The sequence below is a fragment of the Ruegeria sp. SCP10 genome (genome assembly GCF_040329495.1).
In the GTDB taxonomy this organism is placed as follows: domain Bacteria; phylum Pseudomonadota; class Alphaproteobacteria; order Rhodobacterales; family Rhodobacteraceae; genus Ruegeria.
The window spans coordinates 1-12,513 of the sequence record NZ_JBDZYF010000023.1 but is presented as its reverse complement, the minus strand read 5'-3'; the positions used below and the strand labels follow the sequence as shown (position 1 = coordinate 12,513).

Here is a 12,513-nt window from a genome sequence, read left to right as displayed (position 1 = left end):
ACCCGGCGCTTGCTTCACCGCAAATCCGCCGCATAATCAATCCAACCAGATGAGCCACATCCTCTCTTAGATCAGAGCGCCATCTGTCCCAAAATCCCTGACGACGGACAGCATGGCCATCTCTCGCGCCAAAGGCAAACTGCGGGGCAAGCAACCTAAGCTATCAGACAAACAACAAAAGGAACTCTGCCGCATGCACGGAACCGGCGAATATTCCATCAGCGATCTGGCAGAGGTGTTTACCGTGTCTCGCCCAACCATCTACGGGACACTCAACCGGCACCAGGCCTGACTTTCGCTGCGGCGCACGAACTGGCAAGGTGCGGACGAAGCACCTTTTCGCTGCACTTGCGCCAACGACCGCTGGTTGAAACTTTACAAACCAGCTGATCCGTTCTAGCGTAGACCTAGGCAGGGGAGTCCCGCCCATGGGACTGAGAAGCTGATTTGGTGAGAACCAGGTGACGCGACCCTTTGAACCTGACCCAGTTGACACTGGCGTAGGAAGCTTAGGTAGCATCGCCAGATCTGGCCCGCGCAACCCGAACAGAGGGCATATCGTGCCTTCGCCTCCTCTCCAAACTCTACTGGTGTATTTTTGAGACCTGAGCTTGAGGAGCACCAAATATGAATGTCCCCAACCCCAAAATCACCACTGGTGAATTGCCCGCGTCGCGCAAAATTTATGTCGAGGGAGTGATGCATCCGGAAATTCGCGTACCCATGCGCGAAATTTCAACCCACCCCACTGCGTGTGAGGTGCCGCTACCTGTCTATGACAGCTCGGGCCCTTATACCGATCCGAATGCTTTGACCGATATCAAGCAGGGATTGCCGGCGCTGCGGGCCGGTTGGATCAAGGCGCGTGGTGATGTCGAGGAATATGACGGGCGGGAGATAACCGACGCCGATAACGGGTTTGTTAAAGGCGACAAGCTGACACCTGCGTTCCCGGTCAGGCCGCGCCCGCTGCGTGGCAAAGAAAAGGCCGCACCGACCCAATTGGCCTATGCGCGCGCCGGGATCATCACGCCGGAAATGGAATTCGTGGCGATCCGCGAAAACCAGCTGCGCGAAACGTCGCCTTGCGATCGGGACGGGAACGACTTTGGGGCCAATGTCCCCGATAATGTGACGCCGGAATTTGTCCGATCGGAAATTGCCGCTGGGCGTGCGATCATCCCCAACAACATCAACCACCCTGAAAGCGAACCGATGATCATCGGGCGTAATTTTCTGGTAAAGATCAACGCCAATATGGGCACATCCGCCGTGACCTCCAGTATGGAGGAAGAGGTGGACAAGATGGTCTGGGCCATCCGCTGGGGTGCCGATACGGTCATGGATCTCTCTACCGGGCGCAACATCCATAACACCCGAGAATGGATCATCCGCAATTCCCCGGTGCCGATTGGCACTGTCCCGATGTATCAGGCGCTGGAAAAGGTGAACGGCATTGCCGAGGATCTGACTTGGGAGGTTTTCCGCGACACGCTGATCGAACAGGCCGAACAGGGTGTGGATTACTTCACCATCCATGCGGGTGTTCGTTTGCACATGGTGCCGATGACCGTGAACCGGGTGACCGGGATCGTTTCGCGCGGTGGCTCGATCATGGCCAAATGGTGCCTGCATCACCACAAGGAGTCGTTCCTTTACGAGCATTTCGACGAGATTTGTGATATCTGCCGCCAGTATGACGTGGCCTTCAGTCTGGGTGACGGTCTGCGCCCCGGTTCGATCGCGGATGCCAATGACGAGGCGCAGTTTGCCGAGCTGGAAACACTGGGCGAATTGACCAAGATTGCATGGGCCAAAGATTGCCAGGTCATGATCGAAGGGCCCGGCCATGTGGCCATGCACAAGATCAAAGAGAACATGGCCAAGCAGTTGGAATGCTGCCACGAAGCACCGTTCTACACACTCGGGCCGCTTACCACCGATATCGCTCCGGGGTATGACCACATTACCAGCGGTATTGGTGCTGCGATGATCGGTTGGTTCGGTTGCGCCATGCTGTGTTACGTCACTCCCAAGGAGCATCTTGGACTGCCGGATCGAGACGACGTGAAAACCGGTGTCATCACTTACAAGATCGCCGCGCATGCTGCGGATCTGGCCAAGGGCTTGCCCGGCGCGCAACGGCGCGATGATGCATTGTCTCGCGCGCGGTTTGAATTCCGCTGGGAAGACCAGTTCAACCTGTCACTTGATCCTGACACCGCCCGGCATTTCCACGACCAGACCCTACCCAAACAAGCCCATAAGGTGGCGCATTTTTGCTCCATGTGCGGGCCGAAATTCTGCTCCATGCGGATCAGCCACGACATTCGCAGCGAAGCCCAGAAGGCGGGATTGGAAGCGATGGCCGCGAAATTCCGCGAAGGTGGCGATCTGTATGTGCCCGTGAATGAACCGGTTGAATGATCATCGTTGTCGGAGCCGGCCTCGCCTCAGCCTGGGGTCGACTCCGGCTGAGTGCAGAATAGGGCGTTAAGCGAGTTTGTGATTTCAGCAGCTTGTGCAGGGCCTCCCAATCAGTGATCTGATTTTCGTCAACCCGATAATGGGCATAGACATTGCTTGAAAGTGTCTGCCAGATGGCATTTTAGGCACTTAGGACTACGATGACGAATGAGCAGAGCCAATCGCTTGCGCTATTGATTGATGGTGATAACGCTTCGCCTAAGATTGTTGAGGGATTGCTGGCCGAAATAGCAAATTACGGCTCTGCGAGTGTGAAGCGAATCTATGGTGATTGGACCAAACCGAACCTCAATGGTTGGAAGGAATGTTTGCTCGAACACTCTATTCAGCCAGTTCAGCAGTTTGCCTACACCACTGGCAAGAATGCGACTGACGGAGCTATGATCATCGATGCGATGGACCTCCTTTACACCGGTCGATTTTCAGGATTTTGCATCGTCTCGAGCGATAGCGACTTCGCTCGCCTAGCCGCCCGAACTCGAGAACAGGGTGTAACGGTCTACGGTTTCGGCGAACGCAAAACACCGCGACCATTCATCACCGCTTGCGACAAGTTCGTCTATTTCGACATCCTGAACACGCCGGAAATAGAACAACACGGGGACGGAGGAAACCTTGACAAAGGCGGTCCCTCCGCGCTCGAAACACCTGCTGCAAAGGCTGGTCAGAAGAAAGTCGTGCTCGATGCAGCCACACTCGACATGCTTGTCAAAGCTATTGATGCAACCACTGAAGACGACGGGAAGGCAAATCTTGCAAGGGTTGGCGCACACCTCGCCAAACAAGCTCCCGACTTCGATGCTCGTAATTTCGGATTTCGACGGCTGACTGATTAGGTGGACGCCTCTGGTGTCGCTGAAGTCGAGCGTGTCGGGGAAAACCCAACCATTGTTCGAGTACGTCTTACGGGCGAGTCAAAGTCAGTTCGCAAGGCATAGAACATCATAGTTACCTTTCGGACTTCATTTTCCGCCCCCGGTATTCGCCGGTCAGAATGATATGCGCCCATCCGAGGGGTGAGATATGCGCGAGAAGATAGGCAGGTGTGTCCAACCCGGCTTTTTGTCGCTGCGCAACCGCTATGCCAAGCTGTTTTGTATTCCAATAAATTATGATGGCGGTGAGCAAGTTCAGCCCTGCAATCCTGAAGTGTTGGCCCTCCGCGGTGCGGTCGCGGATTTCCCCCTGGCGACCGATCCGCAGGGCGCTTTTCAGCGCAAGATGCGCCTCACCTTTATTGAGACCAATATTGGCTCGGCGTTGCATATCGGTGTCGAGCAGCCATTCGATGATGAACAACGTCCGCTCGATACGCCCGATTTCGCGCAGCGCAATGGCTAGGTCATGTTGCCGTGGTCGCGCTGCCAGTTTCCTCAGGAGCTGACTGGGCTGCATCTTGCCTGAGAGCATTGTTGCGACGCAGCGCAGAATATCAGGCCAGTTGGCGACGATAGTGTGTTCCCGAATGCGATCACCTACCAATCCCTTTAGCTCGGTTGGGACAGCGCGGCGATCAAAGACATGCAGCCGCTTTGAGGGCAGGTCCCTGATGCGTGGAATAAATCGATATCCGAGCAGCGAGGTGGCGGCGAACACAAGATCGGTAAATCCACCAGTGTCAGCATATTGCCGTTCGATTTTTCTGCCCGTTTCATTCATGAGCAACCCGTCCAGAATGTAAGGCGCTTCATTCACCGTGGCTGGGATGTTCTGCGTCGCAAAAGGGCCAAACTGATCAGATACGTGGGTGTAGGCTTTCAAACCTGGTTCAGAATCATATTTCGCGTTTATCAGGTTCATCGCCTCGCCCTGTCGAACCGCAGGAAAGAATTGACCATCACTGGACGCTGTGACACCGCCACCCCAGAACTTGGCCATGGGCAATTGAGATTGGGTTTCAATGACTGTAGCCAACGCCCGATTGATGGCATCACTTTCTATATGCCAACGTGACAGGCGCGAGAGTTGGAGATAGTCGCGCGTGTCGGTGGCTTCGGCCATTTTACTCAGGCCAAGGTTCAACCCCTCTGCCAACAGCACGTTCAACAACCCGACGCGATCTTTGCAGGCCCAACTGGCCCGAGCGTGTATATTTGGGCGTTGTGAAGAACGATAGGGGAACCTCGCAACGCTATGCGAACAAGCAAGGAAAGAACTCAGTGGAGATCGGCGCTCGCTTTCGACTGAAGTGCTCTCCCTGAATGGGCCGTGGTTGGGGGATTGGTGTGTTGTTCAATACGGCACGTGATTGTAAACGTCTGGATGAACGATCTATCGACCGTAAGATCGACGGAGGCCGGATGTCGCATCAGCAGATCAAAAAATCGGATGATTTGGCTCAAAAACTGTCGGCGAGAATTGTCCGGGGTAAGTTTCAACCGGGTGAAAAATTGCGGCAGGATCTGATTGCTCATGAATTCGGCGTAAGCCAGGCTACCGTTCGGGAAGCCTTGTTTAGCCTCGTGTCGCAAGGGCTTGCGACCAGTCAGCCACGGCGGGGTATGTGCGTGGCCGCTATGGATCATGAAGCGGTCGAAGAACTGCGCACCATGCGTTGCGCGCTAGAGCCGGTGGCTTTGTATCATTCGGTCCGCAATCTGACGCCAGAACAGATCGCTGAGATAGAAAACACTCACAAAAGCTGTGATGCCGCAGAGACCTCGGAAGAATGGGAAATGGCCAATCGGCGTTTTCACATGGCAATCATATCCGCTTGTCGAATGCCGCGCCTGATTGCTGAGATTGGCAATCTGCAACGCTTGTATTCCTGGCATTTCAACGTGCGTTACACTGCCAAATGGCGCCGGCGCGATGACCCGGATCATGCGGCTATTCTGACTGCGATCAAAGATGGTGACGCTGAACGCGCGCGTTCGGTGATGCATCGCCATGTGATGCGTCTGTAGTCAGATTAAGTGCATTTTCTGGCGATGATCCAGACGGCATGATAGGTCAGCGGCAGGCCCTGCGGGTCGGGGAAAAGCCGTATATAGTCATCGGTGAACTGTGTCAGGCGCGATTTGGTCCAGGTTTTTTGGGCTCGTCCGTTCACACCAGTGTTTCGCAAGTGTTTCAAAACATCACGCGGTGAATCAAAGTGAATTTGCTGCACTGTTTCGCCTGTTGTCACAACCTCCAGTTTCCCTGATAAGGCGGTGACTAGATCGGTTGACGTGCACAGCCCGGGTGCCCGGGCCGAAGACCCGATTTGTACCAACTCGTTGTATTGGTTTGGGCCAAAAGTCGACATTGCCAGCCACCCGCCCGGTGCCAACGCATCGGCCGCTTTGCACATCAAAGCTGCGGGGTTTGAAAGCCACTGGATCATCGATGACGATGCGATCAGATCTGGTTTGTGCGGCCACTCAATCCTCTGCGCATCGCCGCTCAGAAATGCGGCTTTGGCCATTTGCGCCGTATGACGGGCTTCGGGCGAAAGGTCATTCAGAGTAAGCACACCAAAGTCAAATTTAGCGCGCAAGCGTTGCGTCAGGAGACCGGTGCCGCATCCCAGTTCGAGAGCGGATGAGAAGTACCGCGGCGCGCCGTTATCGCACAGGTCTTGTACCAAACGATTGGCGATTAGAGCCTGCTGACCAGCTTCGTCATGATAGCTTGAAAAACTGCGGCTGAAACTGCGTTGCACATGTTCAATAGTCTGTGGTGTCATTTGATCCAGTCTGCCCAGCTTTGGCCTACCTCGAACGGGAAATGAGGGGTGGGGACATAGCGAATGGCATGCGGTTGCGAGTCCCACGCAAGCACCTGCGCCTGCGTGGGAATGATCCGGTCTCGCTTTGGTATCCAGATTCGGTCAAACTGAGCGTCCGGAGCTGGTCCGCGTTCGACAATCGCACCCAACTCGGCTCGGGCGGCTTTGATATCGATTGCGGGTGCAGGCGTTTTGAGACCGGCACGACGGCAGAACTTGACAAAGCTGTCATCGGACAGGTTCTCTGCCGTGGCCCGGATCAGATCCGGTGCAATCCCTTTGTCTTTATCGGCGGGCCACAAGGTTCCGCTAATCGCGATCTGCCGCGTGGGGATGAAGCCAGTCTGCGCCATCCAATGCGCGGCAGAGGCCACGCCGAAGGAAAAGGAAACCAGCGTGACCTCGTCATATTGAGCCAGCTCGGGAAGGGGATCGTCCAACCGGGTATAGTCTTCGACAAGCAGGACCGCGCCATCACTTGATAGCCCGGCAAAAGCCGCCGCTCCGACCGCCCAACCGCCAAAAACAACGGTGAGCGATGCAGAGTCTGCCCGAAATAGCCACTGTCGTTTCATCGCATGTCTCCAGCCAGTGACACCATCGCCGCCGTTACGCGGCTGAGTTCATCGGATGTGGTGATGTAAGGCGGCATACAGTAAATATTGTGTGCGAAGGGGCGCAGCCATACGCCGGTTTCAGGTGCGCGCTGATGTGCAACCGCAGTGTCAACGCGACCCTCCATTTCGATCACGCCAATCGCGCCCAGAATCCGGACGTCCACGACGCCGGGAAGTTTCCGCGCCGGTGCCAGTTCCCGTTCCATCTGGCTGGCGATCTCGCGAACCTCATAGCGCCAATCACGCTGTTTGAACTGATCCAGGCTGGCGATCGCCGCAGCACAAGCCAGTGGATTGGCCATGTAGGTCGGCCCATGCATCACTACGCCCGGTTCGCTTTCGCCAATTCCGGATGCAACGGGCTCCGAGGCGACAGTTGCAGCCATTGTGATATGACCACCTGTGAGCGCTTTGCCGAGGCAGATGATATCTGGCACGACATCTGCGTGATCCATTCCGAACAATGCACCCGTTCGTCCAAAGCCGGTCGCAATCTCGTCAAGGATGAGCAAAACGCCATGTGCATCACACAGCGCGCGCGCTCCGCGCAGCCAGCCGGGGTGATAGAAATACATGCCGCCCGCGCCCTGAACCACGGGTTCTAGGATCAGGGCTGCGATGCGGTCATTTTTTGTCTCCAACAATGCCTCAAGTGCGCCCAGCCCGTTCGCAACTGGGTCATCCGTCCAGTCCTTATCAAAGGCGATTGTGGGGCGCGGCACAAAATGCTGGATCGACAAGGCCCCACGAAACAGCCCGTGCATCCCGTTGACCGGATCGCAGACGCTCATGGCCTTCCACGTATCGCCATGATAGCCGCCGCGGATGGTGGCAAATTCGGTCCGTTCCGAGCGCCCCTTGGCCTGTTGATATTGCACAGCCATCTTCAGCGCGACTTCGACCGAAACCGATCCACTGTCGCAGTAGAATATGCGATCCAGCCCGTCTGGTAGCATACTGACCAACCTGTGACCTAGCTCGATTGCGGGTTCGTGCGTCAGCCCGCCAAACATCACATGCGGCATCTGTGCCAGTTGGGCCTGCATCGCGCTGGTGATGGCCGGATGACAATGCCCGTGGACCGCACACCACCAGGATGACATGGCATCGATCATCCTGACGCCATCATCGCGTGTCAGCCAAACCCCTTTGGCCTGAGTGATCAGGTGCATCGGCCCCGGATCCGAGATATTGGTATATGGGTGCCAAAGATGTCGGGCGTCAAAATCCAGAGGTGTCACAAAAACCCCCGGATCGTGGCAACATCGATTGCCGAGAATGCTTCGAACAAGGTCTCACGCGACAGGTTGTCGAGATAGGGCAACCGACCCAGATGCTGGACGCCGCCCATTTCGGTGATTGTCTGTTCCACGTCCGGTTCCGCTTCACCGACAAAGGCCACGCCGACAACAGCGCAGCCAACATGTCGTAGTGCCTGAAGCGACAAAAGTGTATGATTGATCGTACCCAGCGACGTGCGGGCCACAAGAACGATCGGGGCCCGCCATTGCGCAAAAAGATCAAGAAACAGGTGTTTTCGGTTCAGCGGCACCATAATCCCGCCAGCCCCTTCAACAACCAGCGGTCCATCGATGTCGGGCAGCTTCAGGTGTTTCAGATGGATTTCGACACCCATATCCTCTGCCGACAAATGCGGCGAAGCGGGCTTGTTGAGCCGATACAGTTCGGGTAGCGTCTCGGCGCCGGAAAGCGATGTGACCGTTTCAGTATCCGTGATGTCCTCGAGGCCCGATTGCACTGGTTTCCAGTAACGGGCCGACAGCGCGCGCGTCAGCCCGGCGGAAAACACTGTCTTGCCGATACCGGTACCCGTTCCCGCCACGATCAAACTGCTCATGCGGCATTCCTTTGCAATTGAGATATCGCGTCAAACAGAGCGCTGATATCTGCGTGACTGACATTCCCCGTGACTGAGATACGGAGTCGCGGCGTGCCGCGCGGCACAGTCGGGGGGCGGATCCCACGCACGTCAAAGCCCTGTTTCTGCAAAGCAGTCGCCATAGTCATGGTCCGAGCCTCGTCGCCGAGCAGCACGGGTATGATTTGACTGTTCAGTATCGATTGCGGCAACCCGATGCTTTGTGCCACTGAATGGCCATGACGGATACGGGCTTTGGCCGAGGCGACCAAATCGTTGTCTGTCTTCAATGCTTGCAGTGAAGCCCGCACCAGTGCGGCGGTAAGCGGGGTAGGTGCGGTTGCGAAAATGAACGGACGGGCGCGATTGACCAATGCATCAATCACCATCTTCGATCCGCAGATCAAACCACCGGACACGCCAAGCGCCTTGCCGCATGTGTGCAGCGACAGTACCTCAGCCTGCAGATCATGAGCCAGTCCACGCCCCTGCGGCCCGTAGATGCCGGTTGCATGAGCTTCGTCCACCACAAGAATTGCATCGCTTTCAATAGACAGCAATGACAGATCTTGCAGCGGTGCAAGATCGCCTTCCATCGAATAGACGCTTTCGACCGCGATCCAGATTTGACCGACCCCGCCAGCAGACCGCCATTCAGCGATGATCTTGCGGGCGTTGCCCACGTCATTGTGAGCAAATCCACGCGTTTGCGACCGGCCAAGGCGCATCCCCTCATGCGCGCTGGCGTGGATCATTGTATCGTAGATGACCAGGTCTTCGGCAGCGGGGAGGGTTGAAAAGAGCGCCTGGTTGGCCTGAAACCCTCCACCCATGAACAATGCCCCTTCAGCGCCAAAGAAATCGGCCGCCTCTTGTTCCAGCGCCTCTTGTTCCGGGTGGTTCCCCCGCAAAAGGCGCGATCCGCCGGACCCCATCGGCACCCCCGCCTCCAGCGCCTCATGTGCGGCCCGTTGCAGTATTTTTGATCCCGCCAGACCCAGATAGTCATTAGACGCAAAGTCGAGGCCACATGCTTGCGACAAGGTGCGCCGCCGATGGCGGTTTTCCAGCACCTGTAACATGGAAGCAAGGCGCACCAGCCCCTTCATTCAGCGACGTTCCTGCTGCATTGCTCCTCGGGGCCTTCTGCTTGAAGGCCAAGTTTGCCAAACAGCACAGCATCAGCGTCTTCTTCCGGGTTCTCTGCGGTCAGAAGGGTTTCCCCAACGAAGATCGAGTTCGCCCCAGCCAGAAAACACATCGCCTGAACGGCGTCGCTCATGTCGCTGCGGCCGGCCGACAGGCGTACATAGGAGCCAGGCATCATGATGCGGGCCGTTGCGATCACCCGGACAAATTCAATCGGATCGATCGGCTTTGCATCCGCCATAGGCGTGCCTTCCTGAGGCATCAGCATGTTGATCGGCACGGATTCGGGCGCTGGATTCATATTGGCCAGCGTCACCAGCATGTCGACCCGGTCCTGCACAGCTTCGCCCATTCCAAGAATGCCACCGGAACACACCTTGATCCCCGCTTTCTGCACGCGGTCCAGAGTGTCCAGCCGGTCGGCGAATGTGCGCGTCGTGATAACCTCTGGGTAGTAACGTTCAGACGTATCGACGTTGTGATTGTAATAGTCCAGCCCTGCATCGCGCAGACGGACGATCTGATTGTCATCCAGCATCCCAAGGGTCATGCACGTTTCAATGCCAAGATCACGGACGCCTTGAACCATTGCCACCAGCGTTTCCATGTCGCGATCTTTCGGCTTTCGCCAAGCGGCACCCATACAGAAACGTGTCGCGCCGCCGTCTCGGGCTTTGCGTGCCTCGTTTATGACGCGCTGAACCTCAATCAGTTTCGATGCCGAGAGTATTGCGCCTTTTCTTGCGGATTGCGAGCAATAGGCGCAATCCTCGGCGCAGCCACCTGTTTTAATGGATAGCAGCTTGGACGTCTGGATTTTGTTAGGATCAAAGTTCTGACGATGCACCGTTTGAGCACGAAACAACAGATCCATCAAAGGTAAGTCATGCAAAGCTTGCGCGGTCTCAGGGGTCCAGAAGATGTGAGCATATTTCATTTTATCGATAATTATTCCTAAGATTCTGTCTGAGAAGAATAAATATCGATAAATATGAGAACTGCAACTCGGTTCTCTGCGTGAAACCACCGCGCTTTCATTCAAGGTACGCTTATGTTTCGGCATCTGCGAGCGCTCGGTAGACGGTCATTCTTGAAACCCCTAAATCACGAGCGATCTTGGCCTTAGCAACGCCTTCGCTCGCCAATCGTCGGATCGCGGCAGCATCAACCGACTTCCGCCGCCCCTTGTAGACACCTTTGTCTTTAGCGGCAGCGATCCCCGCGCGCTGTCTGTCGCGAATGAATTTGAGCTCCATATCGGCCACCATGCCTAGCACGGTGATGACCATGCGGCCCATGTCACCTGCCGTGGTGACTTCCGATTCAAGAACACGCAACGATGCGCCTTTGGCATCCAACTCATGGATCAGATTCAGCACATCTCGGGTGGACCGACCAAGGCGGTCCAGGCGGTGAACGACCAACTCGTCACCTTCCCGTAAGAACTCCATCACCGTCTCCAGTTCGGATCGATCATCCCGCGAAGCACCGGAAACCGTCTCCGAGCGGATGATCTCACAGCCTGCTGCCTTCAGCTTGGCTTTCTGAATGTCGAGTTCCTGGCTTGATGAACTGACGCGGGCGTATCCGATCATTGGCATGGCAATCCGTCACATTAGGGTGGCTTGCAGTCTGATAGTGTAACAATAGTTGTATGACCACTCATTTGTGACATTTAGGCCCGTCACATCAGCCTGTCTCCTGCGGGTGCACCCTTTTGTGACGGACAGATCAGGCGGCCATTGCTCCGAAATCGATCCGCTTCTCCAGGTCAACATCGAACCGGCCATACGGATTGATGTGGGAAAAAATCAGTGGTGTGAGGCCGTGGTAATCCCGCTCAGACAGTCGGGTTATCCATCCTGGCTCCGACAACACGGATTGCACCATGCGCGTGTTTACATAGACAGGGGATGTCTGAAGCAAATGCAAGGCATGTGCGGAGACTTCCTGATCGGCAATCCGGTTGCGGGAAATCTCGCCACCTTTGCCAAAGAGCACGAAACCGTTCGCGCTGTTCCAGTTCTCAACCACATTCAGCCCTTCATGACTCTCGCGGCGGAAATCTTCAGATCGAAGATAACGGCACAGAAATATTGTCTTGATCGCACGGCCCAGTTCAGCGAGAGCTTTGTATGTTGGATGCATCACATCGGCGCGTGCAAAGCGACGCAGGATGGCTTCTGGATCGGCCGTGCCATGCTGCAATGCGGAAGCGTATTTAACCATTTCGTCGTACTGTCTTTCGATCTCGGCCCAGTCAACAGTGCCGAACAGGACCGGCAACAGGTTGGGCAGTTGCCCTCGCATTGCGGAATTCGGTAAGGACAGCTTTTGGCCGGCTATCGCCTTCAGGCGTGGGGCCAGTTCGAAACCAAGAAGGTGACAGAAGGCGAAGCCGATGGCACTTTGGCCGTGGCTATCGACATATTGTCGCTGGATCTCCAAATCCGTGCAGTGCCGAAGAACCCCTTCAATCATAGCGGCCACTTCGGATGATGAGCAGCGCTTTAGCTGGGAATAAATACAGGTCGCCTGCCGTTCTACATGCCAATAGATGTCCGTCGTCAGGGATTTTGGGACAGATGGCGCTCTGATCTAAGAGAGGATGTGGCTCATCTGGTTGGATTGATTATGCGGCGGATTTGCGGTGAAGCAAGCGCCGGGTT

At 56.0% G+C, this 12,513-nt stretch carries 11 protein-coding genes, 2 pseudogenes and 1 riboswitch; of the genes and pseudogenes, 4 read left to right on the top strand and 9 right to left on the bottom strand.

Annotated features, from left to right (window positions below):
* Positions 1-112: 112 nt before the first annotated feature.
* The 3 genes from ABLN87_RS21395 (at position 113) to ABLN87_RS21385 (ending at position 3,323) form a co-directional block, all read left to right on the top strand.
* On the top strand, positions 113-292 hold the full coding sequence (locus tag ABLN87_RS21395) for a helix-turn-helix domain-containing protein (protein ID WP_353014085.1): 180 nt from the start codon (positions 113-115) through the stop codon (positions 290-292).
* Between the two features lie 111 nt (positions 293-403).
* Positions 404-524, top strand: a riboswitch (TPP riboswitch).
* 103 nt (positions 525-627) lie between these two features.
* Complete coding sequence (gene thiC, locus ABLN87_RS21390; protein ID WP_353014083.1) at positions 628-2,427, top strand: phosphomethylpyrimidine synthase ThiC; 1,800 nt, start codon at positions 628-630, stop codon at positions 2,425-2,427.
* Between the two features lie 200 nt (positions 2,428-2,627).
* Positions 2,628-3,323, top strand: a complete 696-nt coding sequence (locus ABLN87_RS21385) for an NYN domain-containing protein (RefSeq protein ID WP_353014081.1) — start codon at positions 2,628-2,630, stop codon at positions 3,321-3,323.
* 112 nt (positions 3,324-3,435) lie between these two features.
* Here the strand turns inward: ABLN87_RS21385 and ABLN87_RS21380 are convergent.
* Positions 3,436-4,560: pseudogene (locus tag ABLN87_RS21380) on the bottom strand (Tn3 family transposase); the annotation flags it as partial.
* Positions 4,561-4,688: 128 nt separating this feature from the next.
* On the opposite strand from ABLN87_RS21380, the gene ABLN87_RS21375 reads away from it, so the two are divergent.
* Positions 4,689-5,393, top strand: a complete 705-nt coding sequence (locus tag ABLN87_RS21375) for a GntR family transcriptional regulator (RefSeq protein ID WP_353014080.1) — start codon at positions 4,689-4,691, stop codon at positions 5,391-5,393.
* Between the two features lie 5 nt (positions 5,394-5,398).
* Here the strand turns inward: ABLN87_RS21375 and ABLN87_RS21370 are convergent, their stop codons facing one another.
* From ABLN87_RS21370 to ABLN87_RS21335, 8 genes and pseudogenes are all read right to left on the bottom strand, one after another.
* Positions 5,399-6,157, bottom strand: coding sequence for a methyltransferase (locus tag ABLN87_RS21370; protein WP_353014078.1), 759 nt, complete (start codon positions 6,155-6,157; stop codon positions 5,399-5,401).
* Positions 6,154-6,774 carry a pimeloyl-ACP methyl esterase BioG family protein gene (locus ABLN87_RS21365; RefSeq protein WP_353014077.1) on the bottom strand — a complete coding sequence of 207 codons (621 nt, stop codon included), beginning with the start codon at positions 6,772-6,774 and terminating at the stop codon, positions 6,154-6,156. Before ABLN87_RS21365 ends, ABLN87_RS21370 begins: the two co-directional genes overlap by 4 nt.
* Positions 6,771-8,057: an adenosylmethionine--8-amino-7-oxononanoate transaminase gene (gene bioA, locus ABLN87_RS21360; protein ID WP_353014075.1), complete on the bottom strand. Its 1,287-nt coding sequence runs from the start codon at positions 8,055-8,057 to the stop codon at positions 6,771-6,773. The genes ABLN87_RS21365 and bioA overlap by 4 nt, the downstream gene beginning before the upstream one ends.
* Positions 8,054-8,674 (bottom strand): dethiobiotin synthase, encoded by a 621-nt coding sequence (bioD, locus tag ABLN87_RS21355; RefSeq protein WP_353014074.1) that lies wholly within the window; start codon positions 8,672-8,674, stop codon positions 8,054-8,056. Before bioD ends, bioA begins: the two co-directional genes overlap by 4 nt.
* Complete coding sequence (locus ABLN87_RS21350; protein WP_353014072.1) at positions 8,671-9,804, bottom strand: 8-amino-7-oxononanoate synthase; 1,134 nt, start codon at positions 9,802-9,804, stop codon at positions 8,671-8,673. Before ABLN87_RS21350 ends, bioD begins: the two co-directional genes overlap by 4 nt.
* On the bottom strand, positions 9,801-10,781 hold the full coding sequence (gene bioB, locus ABLN87_RS21345; RefSeq protein WP_353014070.1) for a biotin synthase BioB: 981 nt from the start codon (positions 10,779-10,781) through the stop codon (positions 9,801-9,803). The genes ABLN87_RS21350 and bioB overlap by 4 nt, the downstream gene beginning before the upstream one ends.
* A gap of 112 nt (positions 10,782-10,893) precedes the next feature.
* Complete coding sequence (locus tag ABLN87_RS21340; RefSeq protein ID WP_353014068.1) at positions 10,894-11,439, bottom strand: recombinase family protein; 546 nt, start codon at positions 11,437-11,439, stop codon at positions 10,894-10,896.
* A 136-nt stretch (positions 11,440-11,575) separates the two neighbouring features.
* Positions 11,576-12,403, bottom strand: a pseudogene (locus ABLN87_RS21335) (Tn3 family transposase); the annotation flags it as partial.
* Positions 12,404-12,513: the final 110 nt, after the last annotated feature.